This is a genomic window from Nonomuraea sp. NPDC001636, assembly GCF_040298265.1.
In the GTDB taxonomy this organism is placed as follows: domain Bacteria; phylum Actinomycetota; class Actinomycetes; order Streptosporangiales; family Streptosporangiaceae; genus Nonomuraea.
In genome coordinates this window covers 551411-572275 of record NZ_JBEOZT010000003.1, presented here as the reverse complement: position 1 = coordinate 572275, position 20865 = coordinate 551411, and the positions used below count along the sequence as shown (strand labels likewise).

The following is a 20865-nucleotide window of genomic DNA, read 5'->3' as shown; positions in this document are numbered from 1 at the left end:
CGTCGACCGCACCAACCACCGCGCGAGCACCACCATCAACGTCCTCACCGAACACCAGTTGACAGCAGCCCAAAGCCCTTAACTTCCCGGCATTGCGGTTAGTCCTCCGCGGTCAGCCCCTCGCGCAACTGGGCGAGGGTACGGGCCAGCAACCGGGACACGTGCATCTGCGAGATGCCCAGCTCGGTCGCGATCTGCGACTGCGTCATGTTCCCGAAGAACCGCAGCAGCAGGATGCGCTTCTCGCGCGGCGGCAGCCGTTCGAGCAGCGGCTTGAGCGACTCGCGGTATTCGACGCCCTCCAGCGACTCGTCCACGATGCCCAGCGAGTCGGACACCGCGGGGGCGTCGTCGTCGCCGGAGTCGGGCGCGTCGAGGGACACCGTGGAGTAGGCGTTGGCCGACTCCAGGCCCTCCAGCACCTCCTCCTCGGTCATCTTGAGGTAGGCGGCCAGCTCGGCGACCGTGGGCGCGCGGCCCTCGCGCTGCGACAGGTCGCTGATCGCCTTGGTCAGCGAGAGCTTCAGCTCCTGCAGGCGGCGCGGCACCCGGACCGCCCAGCCCTTGTCGCGGAAGTGCCGCTTGATCTCGCCGACGATGGTGGGCGTGGCGTAGGTGGAGAACTCCACCCCGCGCTTGAGATCGAACCGGTCGATCGACTTGATCAGGCCGATCGTGGCGACCTGGGTGAGGTCGTCGAGCCACTCGCCGCGGTTGCGGAAGCGGCGGGCCAGGTATTCGACCAGCGGAAGGTGAAGCTCGACCAGCTCGTCCCTGATGCGCTGGCGCCGCGGTTCCTCGGGACCCAGCTCGGCCAGCTCGGCGAAGAGCAAGCGGGCACGAACCCTGTCGGGCACGGCGTGTTCGCTGGTGGCCATGGCTCCAGTCCTTTCCGTCACGCCGGCCTCGCTGCGCCTCGGCGCTTACGCAGGACGATCGCCATGCGGTCGGGGGAGTCGGTCACGGCGTCGACGTCGTCGGCCAGGGCGGTCAGCACCATCCAGGCGAAGTCGTCGCGCTTGGGGGCGGAGCTGCCGACGGTGGCCACCTCGACGCTAACCTTCATCACGTCGCCGGTCAGCTCGAACTCGGCGGTCAGGTCGGTGCCCGGAACCGCCTCGCTCAGCAGCATGGCGCACGCCTCGTCGACCGCGATGCGCAGATCTTCGATCTCGTCCAGGGTGAAGTCAAGCCGGGCGGCCAGGCCGGCGGTGGCCGTGCGCAGCACCGACAGGTAAGCACTCGCGGCGGGGAGCCTGATGCTCACCACGTCGCGGATGCCCGCTACACCCTCCGCACGCGTCTCGGTTTCCTCGGTCACGTTCCTCCTCGCGTTTCCGACGCCAACTGCAACTTACCGCCCCCGGGAGGTCCTTGGCGGATTCAGACTCGCCATCAACGGAAAAGGCTCTGTGCGGTCTGGACCGCACAGAGCCTTTTATGCCGTTTAGGCGGCCTTGGTCTCCCAGAAGATCTTGGAGATCTCGTCGATCTTGGCCAGGAGCTCGTCGGCCTTGCCGCCGTCGACGGTGCCCTTGGCGGCCGCGGCGCCCGCCAGCTTGGTGGCCTCCCAGAAGAGCTGGTGCAGCTGGGGGTACTGCTCCAGGTGCGGCGGCTTGAAGTAGTCGGTCCAGAGCACCCACAGGTGGTGCTTGACCAGCTCGGCCCGCTGCTCCTTGATGATGAGCGCGCGGGTACGGAAGACCGGGTCGTCGCTGGCCTCGTACTTCTCCATGATCGCCTTGACCGACTCGGCCTCGATCCGGGCCTGGGCGGGGTCGTAGACCCCACAGGGCAGGTCGCAGTGGGCGGAAGCGACATGCTTGGGTCGTAGCAGTCGTGCGAGCATCAGAAAGTCCTTCCTTGATGCTGAATCAGCTTGGTCCACAACCGACCTTACTCGGGTCCCAACGCCTGTGGAGTAGGGGGTCTCTGCCCATGAGAGTGCGTGTCGAGGGCGATTCGATGCGTCCGGCGCTGGTCCCCGGCGACTGGCTCCTCGTCCGCCGGGGGGCCGCGGTCCATCCGGGTGACCTCGTCGTGGCCCGGTTGCCCGGCGACCCCGATCAGCTCATCGTGAAACGCGCCCAGTGGCACGGCGAGGGCGGCTGGTGGCTGGAGAGCGACAACCAGCGCGCCGGCGGGCGCCGCGACAGCTGGGACTTCGGGCCGGTCGAGGAGATCGTCGGGCGCGTCGTGCTGCGCTACTGGCCGCTCGTGCGCCGCAGATGACCTCCCAGACGCCCCCTCAGCCCTCCTGTGCGCTCCTGCGGCGCCGGTAGGCCGCCACGTTGGCGCGCGTGGCGCAGCGGGGCGAGCAGTAGCGGCGGGAGCGGTTGGAGGAGGTGTCGAGGAAGGCGCGGGCGCAGCGCGGCTCGTGGCAGCGGCCCAGCCGGTCGGCGCCCACCTCGGCCACGACGGCCGCCAGGCCCATCACCGCGCTGGCGGCGGAGTCCTCGGCCAGGTGCAGGTGCCAGCCCTGGCCGTCGTGGTCCGACAGCCGCGGGTGCACCGGATAGCGCACGAGCAGGGCGTTCAGGCGCTCGGCCACCGCGCGCGGGTCGCCCGCGACGTCGAACACGGCGGCCAGCTCGGCGCGCAGGGCGGTCAGCTCCGGGGGAGGGGCGGGATCGTTGATCAGGCGGACCGCCCACTCTGCGTAAGAGGTCAGGTCCATGCGGGAGTATTACACGAGTCGCCGGGCCCCCGGCACCTCCGGGGGCCCGGACGGCTCACTCCTCCGGGTGCAGCACCCGGTGCAGGAACGCGCGGGTGCGCTCGTGCCGCGGGTCGCCGATCACCTGGGCGGGGTCGCCGTCCTCGACGACGACGCCGCCGTCCATGAAGACCACCCGGTCGGCCACCTGGCGGGCGAAGCCCATCTCGTGGGTGACCACGAGCATGGTCATGCCCTCCTCGGCCAGCTTGCGCATGACCGTGAGCACGTCGCCGACCAGCTCCGGGTCGAGCGCCGAGGTGGGCTCGTCGAACAGCATCAGGTCGGGGTTCATCGCCAGCGCCCTGGCGATGGCCACCCGCTGCTGCTGACCGCCGGAGAGCTGGGTGGGGTAGGAGTCGCACTTGGCGCCGACGCCCACCTTCTCCAGGTTCTCCCGGGCCACGACCTCGGCCTCCCGCCGGCCGCGCTTCAGCACGCGCTGCTGGGCGATCATGACGTTCTGCAGCGCGGTCATGTGCGGGAACAGGTTGAACTGCTGGAAGACCATCCCGATGCGGCGTCGTACGGCGTCGATGTCCACGTCGGGGTCGGTCACCTCCACGCCCTGCACGAAGACCTTGCCCTTGGTGGGCTCCTCCAGCAGGTTCACGCAGCGCAGCAGCGTGGACTTGCCCGAGCCGGACGGCCCGATGACGCACACCACCTGGCCAGGCTCGACCGTCATGTCGATGCCCTTGAGCACTTCGTTCTGGCCGAAGTACTTGTGCAGCTCTCGTAGCTCGATGGCGTGCGTCATTGGCTCCTCCGCTTACGCCCCTCAAGCCGGGACGCGAGGTAGCCCAGCGGGATCGTGACGATCAGGTACGTCACGCCGGCGACCATGATGGGCGTGGCGTTGGCGTACTGGGAGGCCAGGTCGTTGCCGAACTTGGCCAGCTCGACGTACTCGCCGGAGACGCCCAGGAACAGCACCAGCGAGGAGTCCTTGAGCAGGGACACGAACTGGTTGGTGGTCGGCGGGATCACCATGCGGATGGCCTGCGGGATGACCACCGTCACCTGCGCCCGGGTCGCGGACATGCCGAGCGACCTGGCGGCCTCCGTCTGGCCCTTGGGGACCGCCTGCAGGCCCGCCCGGAAGACCTCCGCCTGGTAGGCGGCGCCGACCAGGCCGAGGCCCAGGATGCCCTGTCCGTACGTGCCGAACGGCACCTCGAACCCGGGCAGCGCGAGCGGCAGGAAGGTGATCATCAGGAAGATGAGCAGCGCCGGCAGGCCGCGGAAGATCTCGATGTAGACGGTCGCGATCCACCGGTACGGCCGCACCTGCGACAACCGCATGAGCGCGAGCAGCAGCCCGAGCACGAACGCGAAGACGAAACCGCCCACCGTGTAGATGATCGTGTTGCGCAGCGCGATCGTGAACAGGTCGGGCAGCGCCTGCTCGGCCACGTCGACCTTGGCGAAGTTCTGGGCGAGGCTGGCCCAGTCGGCGTACAGGACGACAGCGACGAGCGCGGCGGCCAGCACGACGTACTGGACGGCCCGCGTGATCCGCTGTTTCTTCCGAGGGCTGAGCCCGGCCCGGCCGGGCTCAGCGGTCTTCGGCTGGTCGGCCATGGATCAGCCCAGCTCGCCGGGCTTCTTGCCGAACCACTTCACGTAGATCTTCTCGTAGGTGCCGTCCTGCTTGGCCTTGGTGATCTCTTCGTTGATCGTCTTGAGCAGGGTCGGGTCGGCGCCCTTCTTCAGGCCGATGCCGTACTGCTCGCCGGTGTCCAGGCTGGCGATCAGCTCGAACTTCTCGGCGATCTCGGGCTTCTTCAGCCAGGTCAGCACCACGGGGAGGTCCTGGACGATGACGTCGGCCTGCCCGGCCTGCAGGGCCAGCAGCTCCTTGGCCGAGTCGGCGTACTCGGTGGGGTTGAAGCCCTGCTTCTTGACGTAGTCGAGGCCGGTCGTGCTGGCCTGCGCGCCCAGCTTGAGGTTCTTGGCCTTGACGTCCTCAAGGGACTTGGCGCCCGAGCCCTTCTTGGCCAGCAGCGCCTGGGTGGCGTCGAAGTAGGGCTCGGAGAAGTCGATGTTCTGCTTGCGCTCGTCGGTGATCGTCATGCCGGCGGCGGCCACGTCGCACTTGCCCGCGGCCATGGCGGCGCCGCTCTTGATCACCGCGAAGTCGATGTCCACGATGTTCTGGGTCACGCCGAGCTTCTTCGCGGCGAGGTCGACGATGTCCACGTCGAAACCGACGATCTTGCCGCTGTCGTCCTTGAACTGGAACGGCTCGTACGGGATGTTCGTGCAGACCGTGAGCTTGCCGGGCTGGACGAGCTTCACGCCGCCGGCCGCGGAGGCGCTCGCGCCGGTCGTGCTGCCGGAGGAGCCTCCGGTGTCGCTGCCACAGGCGCTGAGGGCGAGAGCGGCGGTCAGGGCGAGCGCGCCGACAGCGTAGCCACGGCGGCCCTTGGGGCTGAGGGCCATGTACGGCCTCCTCGAAAGAGTTATGCCACGTAACTTGCGTTTTGTGCAGTTTAAATGGGGTTTAGCTGCGGTCCGTCATCCCGCGTTTAACAATGCGTCAACGGAACGGCGTCGGCTCCGACACCATCGACCATCTCACCATGTGGCACTATGGGGAGACGGGTGACCCCCGTAACCCCTCAGAGACGACCGACGAGGGGGAGCTTGGCAGCTACCGAAGCCAGCCCACTCGCGCTCGTACGCCGAAGGTCTCTTCCGCTCCGATGAATACAGGGGTCGCTGTGTCTGCCACGCCCGCTTCTGCTTCCGTCGAACCGCTCGACCTCGATCCGGCCTTCGCGCTCCACCGCGGGGGCAAGCTGGAGGTCCGCTCGACCATTCCCGTCCGCGACGCCGACGACCTGTCGCTCGCCTACACGCCCGGCGTCGCCCGGGTCTGCACCGCCATCGCCGAGACGCCTTCGCTGGTCAACGACTACACCTGGGTCTCCAACGTGGTCGCCGTCGTCACCGACGGCACCGCCGTGCTCGGCCTGGGCGACATCGGCCCGTCGGCCGCCATGCCGGTCATGGAGGGCAAGGCGCTGCTGTTCAAGGAGTTCGGCAACGTCGACGCCGTCCCGATCTGCCTCGACTGCACCGACGTCGACGCGCTGGTCGAGACCGTCGTGCGCCTCGCGCCGTCGTTCGGCGGCGTCAACCTCGAGGACATCAGCGCCCCGCGCTGCTTCGAGGTGGAAGACCGGCTGCGCGACCTGCTCGACATCCCGGTCTTCCACGACGACCAGCACGGCACCGCCATCGTCGCCCTGGCCGCCCTGCGCAACGCCGCCCGCCTGACCGGCCGCGCGCTCGGCGACCTGCGCGCCGTCGTGGCCGGGGCGGGCGCGTCCGGCGTCGCCGTCACCCGCATTCTGCTGGGCGCCGGCATCGGCGACATCGCGGTCGCCGACTCCAAGGGCATGATCTACGAGGGCCGCGAAGGGCTCAACCCGGTCAAGGAGGCCCTGGCCCGCGAGACCAATCGGGCCGGCCACACCGGCTCCACCGAGGAGGCCCTGGCCGGCGCCGACGTCTTCCTCGGGCTGTCCGGCTCGACCGTCTCCGAGGCGGCCATCGCGTCCATGGCGCCCGACGCCATCGTCTTCGCGCTGTCCAACCCCACCCCGGAGGTCCATCCCGAGGTGGCCGCCAGGCACGCCAGGGTGGTCGCCACCGGGCGCTCCGACTTCCCCAACCAGATCAACAACGTCCTGGCCTTCCCCGGGGTCTTCCGCGGCGCCCTCGACGTGCGGGCCACGACGATCACCGAGAACATGAAGGTGGCCGCCGCCGAGGCGCTGGCCGCCGTCGTCGGCGACGACCTCTCGGCCACGTACGTCATCCCGAGCCCGTTCGACCGGCGGGTGGCCCCCGCGGTGACCGCCGCCGTGGCCGCCCAGGCCCGCGCCGACGGCGTCGCGCGCGCCTGATCCACCGACGGCGTCGCGCGCCGGATCCACCGACGGCGTCGCGCGCCGGATCCACCGTCACGAGCGGGGGCCGATCGGTCCCCGCTCGCTCGTTCTCCCGCGTACGCCCAGGTCAGCGGGCATTGCGGTTTCCCGCCCGAGGCATGGGTAGGTGAGTTCCCCGTCCAGGTGAGCCGGATCCAGATCCTGATCCCGAGCAGGACTGGCGAAGGGATTGCGATGGAGTTCGCGTGACCTTTGGGAACTGCCGAAAAGCCTTTACGCAACGTGCTATAAAAATAGCTCTCTGTAAGGATGTGGGCGCCGACTCCTGTGACGAGGAGAGCGATGGAACGCGAGCCTAACCGACTGCTCCAGCAGCTCATCGCCGAGGCGGGTTTCTCCCACAAGGGATTGGCCAGGCGCCTCAACGACCTGGGAGCCGCGCGCGGCACCCCGGGTCTGAAGTACGACCACAGCTCAGTGCTGCGGTGGATCGGGGGTCAGAAGCCACGGGATCCCGTCCCGTGCCTGCTCACGGAGATATTCGCGCTGCGGCTCGGCCGCCCGGTGAGCTCGGAGGACCTGGGCATGCCGACCAACATCACGCCCCTCGATCTCGGTCAGGAGTTCACCCACACGTGGCAGGAGGGGGTCGCGACCGTGACGGCGTTGTGGCGGGCCGACGTGGAGAGACGGAGGTTTCTGATCGACTCGACCTTCGCGATCGGAGCAGGATCCGTCGGAGCCATCCGCTGGCTGACGGCGCCTCCCGAAGGGCGTCCCAATGGCATCGGGGCGCGCCGGGTGGGCAGGGCCGACATCGCCGCGATCCACGAGGTGACCCGGTCCTTCGGCGAGCTCGACAACCGCTTCGGCAGCGGCCGGGTCCGCTCGTCCGTCGTGAAGTACCTCGACACGGCCGTCTCCCCCCTGCTCAAGGACGGCAGCTACGGCGAGTCCACCGGCAAGCAGCTGGCCGCCGCGGCCGCCGAGCTGACCCGCCTGGCCGGCTGGATGGCCTACGACATGGAGCAGCACGGCCTGGCCCAGCGCTACCTCATCCAGGCCCTCCGCCTGGCCAGGGGCGCCGACGACCACACCCTGGGCGGCGAGATCCTGGCCGGCATGGCCCACCAGGCCATCTACATGGGCCAGCCGGCCCACGCCCTCGACCTGGCCAGGGCCGCCCAGCTCGCGGCCCGGCGGGCCGGCGTCCAGACCCTGCTGGCCTCTGCGCAGGTCCTGGAGGCCCACGCGCACGCGGGCCTCGGCGACCCCAGGTCCTGCGGGGCCTCCCTGCACCAGGCCGAGCTGGCCTTCGACGCCCGCAGGCCCACCGAGGAGCCGCGCTGGCTCAGCTACTTCGACGAGGCCTACCTGTCGGCCAAGTTCGCCCACTGCTTCCGCGACCTGGGGGAGGGCGAGCGCACGGTGCGGCTGGCGCGGCGCTCCCTCGACATGGACACCCGGTACGTGCGGGGGCGCATGTTCAACCTGTCCCTGCTGGCGGCCGGGCTGCTGGAGTGCGGCGAGTTGGAGGAGGCGTGCCAGGCGGCGGGCAACGCGCTGGCGCTGGCGGGGGAGCTGCAGTCGGCGCGGTCCCGGTCGTACGCGGCGGACCTGCGGCGGCGGCTGGAGCCCTACAAGAACGAGCGGGCCGTCATGGCGCTGCGGGAGCGTACCCGCGAGCTCACGTCCGTGTGACGGCTCCGGGACCGGTTCCGGTGGTTTCCTCTGGTTTCCGGGACGCTTCCGGGACGCTTCCGGGACGGGAGAAGCCCCGGGACGCCTCTTCGGCGGTCCCGGGGCTTCGGCGTCGCTAGTTGAGCAGTTCGCCGTTCGGGCCGACGATGCTCTTGGTCTCGGCGTAGTTGGCCTTGTTGTAGACGTCGGCCACCTCGCCGTCGAAGTAGGCGGAGCTGATGAAGTCGACCCGGTCGTTGCCGTCCTGGTCGTGGAACATGCTCGTCACGCCGTTGACGTAACCGGTGCGCTTGCCGTTGTCGTACTTCATGAGCCAGGGGCCGCCGTCGGCGCCGGGGGTCATGGAGCACTTGAGCACCTGGTGCTCCTCGACCCGGAAGGTGTTGACCTGGTACGTCTTGGTGCCCGTCTTGCCGGAGCACCACTTGGGGGTCACGCCGGTGTAGGGCTTGTCGCCGTCGGGGTGGGGGGCGGCGGGGTAGCCGAAGACGGTGACCTTCTGGCCACGCGGCTGATTCCACGCGAACCCCTGCCCACCGACGACGTCCCCGAGCCGGCCCATGTCCTTGGCCATGCCGATGAAGTACTGGGCCTCGTAGTACTTGCGGGAGGTGCCAGGCTTGATCCACTTCTGGGTGTAGAAGTGGGTGATGGTGAAGTTGCCGTAGGCGTCCTCACCCTTCTTGCCCAGGCCCTTGTACGCGTCCCAGTCAGCCTTGCTGACAGGCTCCGGCACAGGCTCGCCGAACTTGAAGCCTTGCCCGCGACCGGTCTTGGCGTCCTGGTAGGTCTTCTCGTCGACTTCGGTCTTCTCGACGACAGCGTCCGGATGGTCGGGGCCGACGATGTCGGCGGCCTTGTCCTCGCCCTCGGACCAGCACTCGCCCAGATTGAGCACGCACTTGGCGTACTCCTCGGCGCTGATTTGGCGGGGCTTCGTCCACTTGTCGCCGGCCCACGCCTTGAATTCCTTGGCGGTCACCTGCTTCTGACCGGACAGGGCGAAGCCGTTGTGCACGGCCACGAAGGCGAAGTCGCCGTCGTAGTCGTCATACGTGTCGAGATCGTAGGCAGTGAAGGCATAAGCGCCGGGGTAGATGCCCCAGGGCGTCTTGCCCTGGTAGTAGCCCGGGACGAAGACCCATTTGTCGTAGACGTCCTTGCCGGTCTCATAGACACAGTGGCCTGCGGTGGCGACAAGGTTGCGGTGGCGGGACTGGATCGAGGTCGCCGAGCACCAGCGGTAGTTGCCGGCGTGGTCCAGGAAGAAGACCTTGCCAATGGTCTTGGGCAGGTTGACGTTCTGGGCCCTGGCGGGCTTACCGGTCGTTCCGGTCGGAGCTGTGAGGCCCGGCTTGCCGTCAGGGGAACCGTCTTTGCTCTGCGTCGCGACGAGCTTCGAGACGTCTTTGGCGTCCCAGTGGTACTGCGTCGCCTTGCGCAGAGCCGCGCCGTCGGCGTCCAGCCAGAAATTCGCGACTCCGTAAGCGTCGGCGGGCTTGGGAGCGAGGTTGTCGGTGACCCAGTCGGGGGCGGCGTCGGCGGGCAGGGCAAGAGCGGCCGCGCTCAAGCTGGCAGCAGCGAGGGGGATGAGCAGGCGCTTCAAGGAAGACTCCACACGGGTTGTCAAGAGGAACGTAAAAGACCCTATCGACCCATTAGTCACTCTGATAAGGCTAGTTATCAGATTTCTCGGGAAAAGGCCGAAGGGCCCGGCGAAACGCCGAGCCCTTCGGATGAAGCTGGTTCGAACCGAGGTTTGGACCCCCAGTCCGGATCTCCCTAGATCAGCTGCCGACCTTGGGGAGGATGGTGCCCGACCACACGTTCGCCGCGGCGGTGTAGACCGAGTTGGTCTCACCGTCGAAGTACGGCGAGGACATGTAGTCCCAGCGGTCGTTGTTGTCCGTGTCGTACAGAACGCTGGTCACGCCGTTGACGTAGCCCATGCGCTTGGCGTTGCTGTACTTGAGGAGCCACGGGGCGCCGTTGTAGCCGCCGGTGACGGCGCACTTCAGCGAGATGTGCTCTTCGATCTTCAGGCTCGGGACCTTGGTCGCCTTCGCGCCGGTCTTGCCGTAGCACCACTTCGGCGTAACGCCGGAGTAGGGCTTCGAGCCGTCGGGGTGCTTGGCGTAGGGGTAGCCGAAGGTACGGACGTACTTACCGGTGGGCTGGTTCCACGCGAAGCCCTGGCCACCGACGTTGTCGCCGAGGCGGCCGGCGTCGGTCAGCAGGAACTCGAACACGTAGTAGTCGGCGCGGAAGTACTTGGTCTCCGAGCCCGGCACGTACCACTTCTGCACGTAGAAGTGCGTGATGAGGTAGTTGCCAGCGGTGTCCGTGGTCTTCTTGCCCAGGCCCTCGTACTTGTCGTACGTGGCCTTGTCGACGCTCTCGGTCACCGGCTCGCCGTACTTGAAGTTCTGGCCACGGCCGGTCTTGGCGTCGTTGTAGGTCGACTCAGAAACTTCCTTCTGAGTCACGACGGCGCCAGGGGCGTCCGGACCGACTTCCTTCTCCAGCGTGGCGTCGACCGCCTTGTAGTCGGGGAAGGTCTTCGGGTCGAGGATGCCCTTGTCGTACTCGGCCTTGGGGACCTGCACGTACTTGACGTCCTTGGCACCCTTGTGCGCGTTGTACTCGTCGCGGGTGACCTTGGTGGCCTTCTCCTGCGCGCCGCCGACACCGTTGTAGACGGTGACGAAGGCGTAGTCGCGGTCGAAGTCCTCGTAGTTCGAGAAGTCGTAGTGCGTGAAGGCCTGCTTGCCCACGTAGATGCCCCACGGGGTCTTGCCCTGGTAGTAACCGGGGACGAACACCCAGCGGGAGACGACCTCGTCGTTGCCGGCGATGTCGTACACGCAGTGACCGGCAGTCGCGACCAGGTTGCGGTACTTCGCCTGGATCGAAGTGCCGGAGCACCAGTACAGGTTGCCGTCACGGCCCTCGAAGAACACCTTGCCGATGGACTTCGGCAGGTTCACGTTCTGCGACTTGACCGTGGTGGTCTTCTCGGCGCCGATCGGCGGGGTGGAGCCGGGCTTGCCGTCAGCGACGTACCCGCCCTTCTGCACGATCTTCTTGACGTCCTTGTTGTCCCAGTAGTAGGCCGTGGCCTGCCGCAGGGCAGCGTTGTTGGACTTCGTCCAGAAGTTGAGGACCTCGGCGGCCTTTTCCTGGCTGGCAGCCAGGGCAGCAGCCTCGGGGTCGTTGTCGGCCTGGGCGGCACCGGCGAGGCCGGCGGCCAGCAGACCGGTGGCCAGAATGGCGCCACCGGCGGGGAGGAGGATGCGCTTCAAGGTAACTCCTTGCGCTGTCGTGGAACGCCTCTTGCGTCCCATGCGTCAGTAAAGGGATAGCCAGGAACATACAGTGTCGATCTTGAAATCCGGTAGCCGCTTTGAGAGGAAAAGATGCGACAAGCCGGGCGTTATCGTTCTGTGATGTTTAGGTCGTTGTGGCGCAGGAGTCAGGGGAAGTCGGGCTTGAGGGCGTTTGGCCTGATCAACATGAAGGAGGGATGGGCGGCGTTCGCGGGGTCGCCACTCGGGCTTGATCCGATCCGCCCGAGAGGTGTGACGCAGATCACATCGACCTGATGGCACCGATTCGGCGTCGCATGCGTCCAAACGCCTTCACTTTCCGGCCCGGAAAGGCCGAAGGGCCCGGCGGATGCCGAGCCCTTCGGTTGCTGACGGTTCGTACGAGCGGTCAGGACCGCCCGTCGGAAGCCGTCAATCAGACGATCTTGCCGGACCAAACGTTGGCAGCGGCCTTGTAGACGACGTTCGTCTCACCGTCGAAGTACGGCGAGGAGATGTAGTCCACTCGGTTGTTGCCGTCCTGGTCGTTGAAGGTGCTGGTGACACCGTTCAGGTAGCCCAGGCGCTTGGCGTTGCTGTACTTGAGGAGCCAAGGACCACCGTCGGCGCCCTCGGTCATGGCGCACTTGAGCGCTACGTGCTCCTCGATCTTCTTGGCGGCCGAACCGACCAGCTTCTTGGTGGTCTTGCCGTAGCACCACTTCGGCGTGATGCCGGTGTAGTTCTTGTGGCCGTCGGGGTGCGGCGCGGCCGGGTAGCCGAACACGCGGACGTACTTGCCGGTGGGCTGGTTCCACGCGAAGCCCTGGCCACCGACGTTGTCGCCGAGGCGACCGGCGTCCTTGGCGAAGCCCTCGATCACGAAGTAGTCGAGGCGGTAGTACTTGGTGTCCGTGCCCGGAACGAACCACTCCTGCACGTAGTAGTGCGTGATGGAGTAGTTGCCGGCGGCGTCGACCGGGTTCTTGGTGCCAAGGCCGTCGTACTTGTCGTACGTGGCCTTGTCGACCTGCTCCGTGAGGGGCTCGCCGTAGATGAAGCCCACGCCACGGCCGGTGCCCTTGGACTTGGCGGCCTCGTAGTCAGACTTGCTGACTTCCTTCTTGTCCACCACGGCGCCGGAGTAGTCCGGGCCGACGATCTTCTTGTCGGTGCCGGGCTTGGTGTCGTAGTAGGGGAGCTTGGTCGGGTCCTTGATGGCCGACTCGTACTCTTCCTTCTTGATCTCCGACGCCTTGATGTCGGTCGCCTGGTTCTTCGCCTGAGCAGCCTTGTACTCGTTGAAGGTGACCTTGGTGGCGGTGCCGGCACCGAGCTGGACGCCGTTGTACACGGTCACGAACGCGTAGTCGCGGTCGTAGTCCTCGTACACGTCGAAGTCGTAGTGGGTGAAGGCCTGCTTGCCCACGTAGATGCCCCACGGAGCCTTGCCCTGGTAGTAACCGGGGACGAAGACCCACTTGGACATGACGTCGGCGTTGGCGCCGGTGTCGTAGACGCAGTGACCGGCCGTGGCGACCAGGTTGCGGTACTTCGACTGGAGCGAGGTGGCGGAGCACCACTTCTTCTCGCCCTTGCCGTTGACGAAGAACACCTTGCCGATGGTCTTCGGCATGTTGACGTTCTGCGTCTTGGCGGTGGTCTTCTTCTCCTCACCAATCGGGGCAGTGGTGCCCGGCTTGGTGTCGGCGCTGTAGCCGCCCTTGCTCTGCAGCTTGGCGACGTCGGCCTTGTCCCAGACGTTGGACTCGGTGGCGGCCCGGAGGGCGGCACCGTTGTTCTCGGCCCAGAAACTGGCGATCGCCTTCGCGTTGGCCGCGCTCGCCGCCATCGCGTCGGTGGAGATGTCGCTGTCGGCCGAGGCCGTACCGGCGAGGCCGGCGGCCAGGAGGCCGGTAGCCAGGATGGCGCCACCGGCGGGGATGAGGATGCGCTTCAAGGGAACTGCTCCTTGGTCTGTCGTGGGTCGCAACATGCGTCCCATGCGTCAGTAAAGGGATAGCAAGGAACATAGCCAGTGATCTCCGCAGGTGAAAGCCGTTCTGAGGCGATCGGTAAGGGGCGTTTTCGCCGTTATCGTGCTGTTATCTGTCAGAGGCTTTGGCGTGACGTTACCGGAAGGTGATGTTTTCGCTGGCCCTGTGGGGGATTGGACGGTCGGGACGAAAGTTCCGTTAGCGGGGCGTTGCGCTGTGTGACCGGATGAATGTGATCCAGATCACAGGAACCAGATTGGGGTCCCATCCGTCTAAATCAGCCCGCCACTCACAGGTGATCTTCAGGTTCGTGTCAGGGTCCCTCAGGTTTCGACAATCTGTCCGATTTGGCAGGGGTCGCGGGCCTAACGCACCCTGCCTGCCGTGTGGACGTTTGGGGTGTTTGTCGCTTTTGGGCGTGGCGAAGCGAGGGTCGAGCAGTCGCGGCCCTGAAGCGTCAGGGGAGAAGGATGGTGCGGACCGTCTGCCAGGAGGCTGCGTCGGCTGCGTTGAGCAGGCCCGGTTTGGGGACGGACGGGCTGTACGCGGTCGCGTCGAGGTGGCGGGCGGCGCCGCCGGCCTCCGTCAGCAGCAGGACGCCCGGCGCGTGGTCCCAGGGCAGCGTCCGGTGGAACAGCAGGAAGTCCTGGTCGCCGTTCAGGAGGCGGGGATAGTCCACGCCGGCGCACTTCGTCCCAGGAGTGAGGGCGGCGAAGCGGGGTTCGGCCGCCGCCACGTGGGCCTTGGCGTCGTCGTCCAGGAAGCGGGTGAGGACGGCGCCGCGCAGCCGGGCTGGGTCGGCGAGAGGCGCGGCGCGGTGGACGGGGATGCCGTTCCGCCAGGCGCCGGAGCCGAGCTCGGCGACGTAGACGTCGTCCTCGGCCGGGCGCACGATCCAGGACGCGACCGTCTCGCCCGACCGGACCAGGGCTGCCATCACCGCGTACTCGGGGCGGCCCGCGACGAAGTTGGCCGTGCCGTCCAGGGGGTCGACCAGCCAGGCGGTGGGGGCGTCGCGCAGGGCGGACAGGAGCGCGGGGTCGGCGGAGGCCGCCTCCTCGCCGACGACGGGGGCGTCCAGGAGATCGCGGAGGCGGCGGCTGATCAGCTCCTCGGCCTCGCGGTCGGCCACGGTGACCACTTCGCCCGGTGTCTTCTCCGAGACGTCGCCGGCGGCGAGGGCGCGGAACCGGGGGAGGATCGCGATCTCGGCGGTCTCGCGAAGGATCTCGGTCACCGCGTCGATCAGCATGGGTCACATGCTAGACATCGAGTGCTTTGGGGCTGAAGGGGACCTTCGTCCGTGGGGGGCGGTTGATCGGGCATGGATGGGCGACGTGCCGGTTCGGGCAGCAGATCACGCCGATCGTGAGGAAGCGGGCGCTCTGGAGCCATTCCCCCCACTGCACGTCGACGCCTCGGGGCAGCAGGTCGAGGGCCGTCGCCAGTCGTTCCCCGAGGGGGATCCCCTCGGGCGGCCGGAGCTGGTCGCTGGTCTTCCCGTACTCGGCCGCCAGCCACCCGGTCGCCGGTTCGGGGACCTCGAACGTGGCCGCGACGCGCGCCGCCGGCTTGGCCAGCCAGTCGCCCGTACGCATCGGGGGAAGCGGCGAGGTGGAGAAATCGGGGGAACCGGGGCGGCGTTCGGCCTCTCTCCCGCGCTCGGCGCCGTTGCCGGTCCACAGGTAGGCGTGCCAGTGCATGGTGCTCCCCCGTGGTCGGCGGGGCCGCCCCTGCTCGTTTCGGTCCTTGGACCGTGATTTCGGGCAGGGGCCGGCTGTCTCGGTCTCGGCTAGATGGTGGCGATTCCGGCGGCGCGCAGCTCGGTGCCGGTGAAGCGGAGCGTCCCGGCGTCGGGGTTCTTGGAGTCGCGCAGTGCGTAGGCGTCGTCGATGCCGGGGATCTGCGCGATCAGGACGCAGGTCTCCGTGTGCTCGCCCGGTGGGCCGCCGCCGTGCAGCTGGGTGAAGGGCACGTCATCGAGGCTGCTGCCGTACAGGTCTGTCATGAGTGCTTCCTTTCGTCTCGTCAGCGGCCCGCGGGGGGATCGCCTGAAAGATACAAGCACTAGACATGATAGGACCTCTCCATACCTTGGATGAGGTAGGCACTTGTCCTCGTAGGTTCTGCGTCCCTTAGCGTTTTTCTATGGCCTTGGTGGACAAAAGCGACCGCATCGACCATGTCGGGCCGAACCTGGTGTGGCGGCAACTGGCCGAGGACGTCGAGGCCGACATCGCCTCCGGCCTGCTGGTGCCCGGCGCCAAACTGCCCGCCGAACTGGAGCTGGCGAGCCAGTACGGCGTCTCCCGGGTGACGGTCCGGCGCGCGGTCAAGGATCTGGCGGAGCGGGGCCTGCTGGTCGTCGTCCATGGGCGGGGGACGTTCGTGTCGCGTGGTTCCGCGTGAGGGCTGGCGCGAGAAGAGATGTCGATATAGCGTTCGAATCCAGCGGTGATCATCGCCGCCGGATCCCGACATTCCTTCCATGAAGTGAAACTGTGTTCGGATGGCTGGCCGGGGGCGTGATCCTGGAGATCCAGGAACGGAGACCTCTGTGGGTTTATGGACTTCGGCAGCACGCCGCCTCGGGGGACTGATCGGCGTCGTGGCCCTCTCGCTGGGGGTGCTCGCCACGGGGGCGCAGGCCGCCTCGGACGCCAGCGCGAACGTCGGCGAGCTGACCATCGCCTTCGAGCGCATCACCGCGTCGAAATGCCCGGTCAGCTTCGACGTCCACGGGTACTTCCAGGGGCTGCCGCCGGGCGAGCAGACGATCCAGTACCGCCTCGTCGGCGCCGGGGAGTGGAAGACGCTCGTCGTGCCCGCCAAGCGTCTGATCGTCCACCGGGCGTTGCTGGAGACCGTCACGTGGGAGTCGGCGCCGGACTCGCGTGACTACTCGGTCCAGATTGAGATCAACCAGCCCGACGGCCTGCGGTCCAACGTCCTCTACTACTTCAAGTGCAACACCCCGCCGTCCGGGGAGATGTTCGGCGAGGCCGCCGAGGCCGTCACCCGTACGGCCAGTGGTGGCCCGATGGCCGAACTGGCGGCCGATGCGCAGCTGGAGTCGGTGCGGGCGCGCTCCGGCGCGCAGGTCGCGCTCGTCAATCGGTACGACGTCAAGGCGGACCTGCCGGCCGGTCCGATCGGATTCGAGCAACTGTGGAACGTGCATCCCGCGGGGAAGGCCATCGACGTCCAGACCATGACCGGCGGGCAGCTCAAGGCTCTGCTGGCCGTGCCCAATCCGGCCGGATGGGTGCTGACCCCGTCCGCCGGGCTGCGCTACACGCTCGGCGGCGGGAAGGTCGTGTCGATGACCCTCGATGGGGTGCCGGTGAATGCCACCCAGGAGATCAAGGTCGCGGGCGCCTGGAGTCTCATCGCGGGCTTCGACGGCTGGCCGCGCTGGGAGGGGACGACCACGTACACCGGCGGGCCGGACGACACAGGGGCGCTGGCGAGCTATCTGGTCGCTCATTCGCCGGTGACGGCGCCGGCGGGCGACCGCGTCGCCGTCCGGTAGTCAGCGGGCCGGCCGTGCGTGCGGTCCGTTCAGTCTGCCTCGGGTGGTCACCAGCTGCGGACGCGGTGGCGGCGGCGCATGCGTTCCAGCATCGCCTCGTTGAAGGCCGCGGACACGGATGCGAACTCACCGTCCTCGACCGCGCGGTCGACGTACGCCTTGACGTGGGGGTCGAGGGTGATCGTGACCTCCGGGGCCGTCGTGGCGGGAGCGGTCGCGGGCTCGTCCTGGTCCTCGGTCATACCGACATCTTGCGCCACAAGGGCTGGCGAATCACGCCCCGAAACGCTGCGGATTCGAGAGACAGCATGAGGACCGTTGTGGCCCGGATCGGGATTCGTCGGGCATGGGCTCCCAGGAAGCCCTGCCGGTGACGGGGGCCAGTGAGCTTCCAGTGGGCACGGCTTGATGTCAGGAACGCGGGTGGGGCGGCTCTGGGCGAGCGGCCTTCGGGGTGGGGACAGGTGAGGGCCCCGGCGGCAAGGAGCAACGCCGGGGCCCTCTCTCCCCTGGTGAGGGCTTACTTGTAGAGCTCTCCGTTCGGCCCCACGATCTTCCCGGACGGGAAGTTGGTGGCCGCCTTGTACACGGCCGCCGTCTCGCCGTCGAAGTAGGGCGAGGTGATGTAGTCGATGCGGTCGTTGCCGTCCTGGTCCGCGAAGGTGCTGGTGACACCGTTCACGTAGCCGAGGCGCTTGGCATTGCTGTAGTTCAGCAGCCACGGGCCGCCGTCGTAGCCGGGGGTGACGGCGCACTTCAGGCCGACGTGCTCCTCGATCTTGAGCCAGGACGCGCCCACGGTCTTGGCCGTCGTCTTGCCGTAGCAGTGCTTCGGCGTGACGCCGCTGTACGGCTTGTTGCCGTCGGGGTGCGGGGCCGCCGGGTAGCCGAAGGTGCGGACGAACTTGCCCGTCGGCTGGTTCCAGGCGAAGCCCTGGCCGCCCACGGCGTCGCCGAGCCGGCCGGCGTCCTTGGACAGCAGGATGTAGTAGTGGCCGCCCCAGGCGCGCTTCGGGCCGCTGAAGCGCTCGAAGTCCTTGCGGTCCACCTGCTTCACGCCGTCGAACTGGATGCCGTTGTAGACGGTGACGAACGCGTAGTCGCGGTCGTAGTCCTCGTAGTTGTCGAAGTCGTAGTGGGTGAAGGCCTGCTTGCCCACGTAGATGCCCCAGGGGGCCTTGCCCTGGTAGTAGCCCGGGACGAAGACCCAGTTGGACAGCGTGTCGCTGTTGCTGTCCGTGTCGTACACGCAGTGGCCGGCGGTGGCGACCAGGTTGCGGTTGCCCGACTGGATCGAGGTGGCCGAGCACCAGCGGAACTTGCCGGAGCCGTCGACGAAGAAGACCTTGCCGATGCTCTTGGGCAGGTTCACGTTCTGGGACGCGCCGGCCTTCTGGGCGCCGGTCGGCGCGGTCATGCCGGGACGGCCGTCGGGGTCGTAGCCGCCCTTGGAGACGACCTTCCGCACTTCCTTGGAGTCCCAGGTGTACTGCGTGGCCTGGCGGAGGGCGGCGCCGTTGGAGGCGATCCAGAAGGAGGCGATCGAGGCGGCCTGGGAGTTGCTGCCGGCCATCGGGTCGTTGGAGACACCGCCGTCGGCCTGGGCGGTGGCGGAGAGCCCGGCGGCCAGAAGGCCGGTCGCCACGACCGCGCCGCCGACGGGGAGGAGGATTCGCTTCAAGGTAACTCCAGGTTGCGCTGACAGGAGGCGCCTCTTGCACCCCGAAATTCAGCAAACGGACGACCCGGAACCTATACCGCTGACAAGGCGAATGGAAATTTTCGGTAGATCATGTCAGCGCTCCCAGGCGGCCCCGTTACCGTACCGAGATCAATGGATCGGCTGATCACGTCCCGTGATCACATGGTTGCATGTGACTTACGCCACATTTCCCGGCGTGGTGAGCGCGGCGGCGCGTCGGTAGACCTCCGCGGTGGTCGCGTCGAAGTACGGCGACGACACCGCGTCGTAGGCGCCCTTGGCGTCTACGTTCCAGGTCAGGCTGTTGACGCCGTTCAGGTTGCCGAGCCCGCGGGCCGCGTCGTAGTCGACCAGCCAGGGGCCGCCGCTGGCGCCGGGGCTGAAGGCGCACGGCTGGAGCCGGACGCCCTTCTGCAGGTCGAGCGCGGGAGCCACGGTCCAGTACGTGACGCTGCCCTGGCAGGTCCGCAGCGTCTTGCCGTCGAACGGACGGGTGCCGTCGGGCTGCACCCCGGCCGGGAAGCCGAACGCCGTCATGGTGGCGGCCGCCGGCTTCCTGTTGATCTCCAGCCCCTGGCCGCCCACGTTGTCCTGGAGCCGCCCGACGTCCTTCATCGTGTACGTGCCGTCCTTGGCCTGCTCCCAGACGAACCCGCGGTGCACGGTCACGAACGCGTAGTCGAAGTCGTAGTCGCCCTTGCCGGACCAGTCCTCGTGCATGCTGAGCGCGGCGCCCACGTAGATGCCGTCGGGCGTCTCGCCGTTGGGGCCGGGGTTGGGGACGAAGATCCAGTATTCGGCGGCCTTGGCCTGGCGGGAGTCGTACGCGCAGTGGCCGGCCGTGGCCACGACGCTGCGGTTCCGGGCGGCGACCGCGCTGGCCGAGCACCAGTACTGCTTGGCGCCGAACTTGAAGAAGACCTTGCCCATGGTCTTGCCGGCGCCCCCCTGCTTGGGCGGCACGGGCGCCATGCCCTGCGTCGCGGACGTCCGCCGCGCCGTCGTCACGGGCGAGGCGGGCCCGGAGACGGCGCCGGCCGAGGACGTCGGGGCGGCCTGCGCGCCCGGCGTGGCGGGGCTGTAACTGTCGGCCTGCTTGAGCTGGTCGGGACGCCAGTAGTCGGCGACCTTCTTCATGTCGGCGGCGGTCTTGGCCAGCGTGACGCCGAAGACCCGGCTCGCCGGCGCGGCGTTCGCGATCCCCGTGAAGGCAGGCAGCAACAGCAGCGCGCCGCCCAGGGCGGCCGCCGCCAGTTGCCTGGCCCGGGAGATCATGAAATGCCTTTCTTGGGGTCGTAAGGGTGGATTTTTCCAGATCAACTGCCTGTATTGCAGCCCGGATAGAGATTCGTTACCTGATCAAGAGTGCACCGTGTGCGATAAGGACACCATCAGCCGATCCCTCCCGATACGCGTAAATGATCACGCGTGTCGGTCGTTGCCGCAGGTCAGAGGGCTGATAGAGGCTGCGCCTATGCACCGAATTCTCTGCATCACCGCGCTTTCCTGCGCCGCATTCGCCGCCGCTCCAGTGGCGAACGCCACGACCGGACCGCCCGATGTCCGGACGTCGCACAAGGACCAAAGGCTTTTCCGGATCAGCGTCGGAGATCGGCAGGGCGTGCTGGAGTGCACCCCGGGCCGGGTCGCCCCGGGGCAGGTCGCGGCCTGTTCCGCTCTCGAACAGGTGGGCGGGAACCCGGCCCGTCTGAGCGGCCGTACGGGGGTCTCCTGCACCGCCGACTACGAGCCGGTGGACGTACGGGCGGAGGGCGTCTGGGACGGCGACCGCTACCGCTACTCGCAGACCTTCCCCAACGCCTGCGCCCTCGCCGTCGCCACGGGCCCGGTCTTCCGCGTCTGAAGCGCGGGTCCGAAGCGCGGGTCCGAAGCGCGGGTCCGAAGCGTGGGGTCCGTGGCGCGGGTCCGAGGTGTACGTCCGGGCCATCGAAGGCGGGGGAAGGCCCCGGATCCCGCCGAGGAGGATCCGGGGCCTCGACTGCCGGGCCG

Annotated in this window: 22 protein-coding genes; 6 read left to right on the top strand and 16 right to left on the bottom strand. The window is 67.9% G+C overall.

Features of this window, described 5'->3' with window-relative positions:
* Positions 1 to 98 precede the first annotated feature (98 nt).
* The 3 genes from ABT158_RS09745 to sodN all read right to left on the bottom strand — a co-directional run bounded on the left by ABT158_RS09745 (position 99) and on the right by sodN (position 1849).
* On the bottom strand, positions 99 to 878 hold the full coding sequence (locus ABT158_RS09745; RefSeq protein WP_352352343.1) for an RNA polymerase sigma factor SigF: 780 nt from the start codon (positions 876 to 878) through the stop codon (positions 99 to 101).
* 17 nt (positions 879 to 895) lie between these two features.
* A complete protein-coding gene (locus ABT158_RS09740) occupies positions 896 to 1321 on the bottom strand; it encodes an ATP-binding protein (protein WP_352352342.1) in 426 nt (141 codons plus the stop codon).
* A 126-nt stretch (positions 1322 to 1447) separates the two neighbouring features.
* Positions 1448 to 1849, bottom strand: coding sequence for a superoxide dismutase, Ni (gene sodN / locus ABT158_RS09735; protein WP_352331376.1), 402 nt, complete (start codon positions 1847 to 1849; stop codon positions 1448 to 1450).
* An 89-nt stretch (positions 1850 to 1938) separates the two neighbouring features.
* On the opposite strand from sodN, the gene ABT158_RS09730 reads away from it, so the two are divergent.
* On the top strand, positions 1939 to 2232 hold the full coding sequence (locus ABT158_RS09730; RefSeq protein WP_352331378.1) for a S24 family peptidase: 294 nt from the start codon (positions 1939 to 1941) through the stop codon (positions 2230 to 2232).
* Between the two features lie 16 nt (positions 2233 to 2248).
* Here the strand turns inward: ABT158_RS09730 and ABT158_RS09725 are convergent, their stop codons facing one another.
* Genes ABT158_RS09725 through ABT158_RS09710 form a run of 4 tightly spaced genes read right to left on the bottom strand, consistent with a single transcriptional unit; the run spans position 2249 to position 5161 of the window.
* On the bottom strand, positions 2249 to 2677 hold the full coding sequence (locus ABT158_RS09725) for a CGNR zinc finger domain-containing protein (protein ID WP_352352341.1): 429 nt from the start codon (positions 2675 to 2677) through the stop codon (positions 2249 to 2251).
* Between the two features lie 55 nt (positions 2678 to 2732).
* The gene (locus ABT158_RS09720; RefSeq protein WP_352352340.1) at positions 2733 to 3476 is read right to left on the bottom strand and encodes an amino acid ABC transporter ATP-binding protein; all 744 of its coding nucleotides are present in this window, start codon (positions 3474 to 3476) and stop codon (positions 2733 to 2735) included.
* Complete coding sequence (locus ABT158_RS09715; protein ID WP_352352339.1) at positions 3473 to 4300, bottom strand: amino acid ABC transporter permease; 828 nt, start codon at positions 4298 to 4300, stop codon at positions 3473 to 3475. Before ABT158_RS09715 ends, ABT158_RS09720 begins: the two co-directional genes overlap by 4 nt.
* Positions 4301 to 4303: 3 nt before the next feature.
* Positions 4304 to 5161, bottom strand: a complete 858-nt coding sequence (locus ABT158_RS09710) for an ABC transporter substrate-binding protein (RefSeq protein WP_352352338.1) — start codon at positions 5159 to 5161, stop codon at positions 4304 to 4306.
* A 263-nt stretch (positions 5162 to 5424) separates the two neighbouring features.
* Between ABT158_RS09710 and ABT158_RS09705 the strand changes: the two genes are divergently transcribed.
* Both ABT158_RS09705 and ABT158_RS09700 read left to right on the top strand, forming a co-directional pair.
* Positions 5425 to 6633, top strand: a complete 1209-nt coding sequence (locus ABT158_RS09705) for an NAD(P)-dependent malic enzyme (protein ID WP_352352337.1) — start codon at positions 5425 to 5427, stop codon at positions 6631 to 6633.
* A 327-nt stretch (positions 6634 to 6960) separates the two neighbouring features.
* The gene (locus tag ABT158_RS09700) at positions 6961 to 8319 is read left to right on the top strand and encodes an NsdA family TPR-like regulatory protein (protein ID WP_352352336.1); all 1359 of its coding nucleotides are present in this window, start codon (positions 6961 to 6963) and stop codon (positions 8317 to 8319) included.
* A 115-nt stretch (positions 8320 to 8434) separates the two neighbouring features.
* On the opposite strand, the gene ABT158_RS09695 is transcribed toward ABT158_RS09700, so the two are convergent.
* From ABT158_RS09695 to ABT158_RS09670, 6 genes are all read right to left on the bottom strand, one after another.
* Positions 8435 to 9925, bottom strand: a complete 1491-nt coding sequence (locus tag ABT158_RS09695; RefSeq protein ID WP_352352335.1) for a trypsin-like serine peptidase — start codon at positions 9923 to 9925, stop codon at positions 8435 to 8437.
* 181 nt (positions 9926 to 10106) lie between these two features.
* Positions 10107 to 11621 carry a trypsin-like serine peptidase gene (locus tag ABT158_RS09690; protein WP_352352334.1) on the bottom strand — a complete coding sequence of 505 codons (1515 nt, stop codon included), beginning with the start codon at positions 11619 to 11621 and terminating at the stop codon, positions 10107 to 10109.
* Between the two features lie 439 nt (positions 11622 to 12060).
* Complete coding sequence (locus tag ABT158_RS09685; protein ID WP_352352333.1) at positions 12061 to 13584, bottom strand: trypsin-like serine peptidase; 1524 nt, start codon at positions 13582 to 13584, stop codon at positions 12061 to 12063.
* A gap of 494 nt (positions 13585 to 14078) precedes the next feature.
* A complete protein-coding gene (locus tag ABT158_RS09680; RefSeq protein WP_352352332.1) occupies positions 14079 to 14873 on the bottom strand; it encodes an inositol monophosphatase family protein in 795 nt (264 codons plus the stop codon).
* Positions 14874 to 14883: 10 nt separating this feature from the next.
* Positions 14884 to 15324, bottom strand: coding sequence for a hypothetical protein (locus ABT158_RS09675; protein ID WP_352352331.1), 441 nt, complete (start codon positions 15322 to 15324; stop codon positions 14884 to 14886).
* Between the two features lie 89 nt (positions 15325 to 15413).
* Positions 15414 to 15629, bottom strand: a complete 216-nt coding sequence (locus tag ABT158_RS09670) for a DUF397 domain-containing protein (protein ID WP_352352330.1) — start codon at positions 15627 to 15629, stop codon at positions 15414 to 15416.
* Positions 15630 to 15769: 140 nt separating this feature from the next.
* Between ABT158_RS09670 and ABT158_RS09665 the strand changes: the two genes are divergently transcribed.
* Positions 15770 to 16030, top strand: a complete 261-nt coding sequence (locus ABT158_RS09665) for a GntR family transcriptional regulator (RefSeq protein ID WP_352352329.1) — start codon at positions 15770 to 15772, stop codon at positions 16028 to 16030.
* A 148-nt stretch (positions 16031 to 16178) separates the two neighbouring features.
* The gene (locus ABT158_RS09660) at positions 16179 to 17153 is read left to right on the top strand and encodes a 5'-nucleotidase C-terminal domain-containing protein (protein WP_352352328.1); all 975 of its coding nucleotides are present in this window, start codon (positions 16179 to 16181) and stop codon (positions 17151 to 17153) included.
* 47 nt (positions 17154 to 17200) lie between these two features.
* Here ABT158_RS09660 and ABT158_RS09655 read toward each other — a convergent pair whose 3' ends face one another.
* The 3 genes from ABT158_RS09655 to ABT158_RS09645 form a co-directional block, all read right to left on the bottom strand.
* Positions 17201 to 17395 carry a hypothetical protein gene (locus tag ABT158_RS09655; RefSeq protein WP_352352327.1) on the bottom strand — a complete coding sequence of 65 codons (195 nt, stop codon included), beginning with the start codon at positions 17393 to 17395 and terminating at the stop codon, positions 17201 to 17203.
* 278 nt (positions 17396 to 17673) lie between these two features.
* On the bottom strand, positions 17674 to 18834 hold the full coding sequence (locus ABT158_RS09650) for a trypsin-like serine peptidase (protein WP_352352326.1): 1161 nt from the start codon (positions 18832 to 18834) through the stop codon (positions 17674 to 17676).
* A 198-nt stretch (positions 18835 to 19032) separates the two neighbouring features.
* Positions 19033 to 20130, bottom strand: a complete 1098-nt coding sequence (locus ABT158_RS09645; protein ID WP_352352325.1) for a trypsin-like serine peptidase — start codon at positions 20128 to 20130, stop codon at positions 19033 to 19035.
* Between the two features lie 346 nt (positions 20131 to 20476).
* On the opposite strand from ABT158_RS09645, the gene ABT158_RS09640 reads away from it, so the two are divergent.
* A complete protein-coding gene (locus ABT158_RS09640; RefSeq protein WP_352323540.1) occupies positions 20477 to 20719 on the top strand; it encodes an SSI family serine proteinase inhibitor in 243 nt (80 codons plus the stop codon).
* The last annotated feature ends 146 nt before the right edge of the window (positions 20720 to 20865 follow it).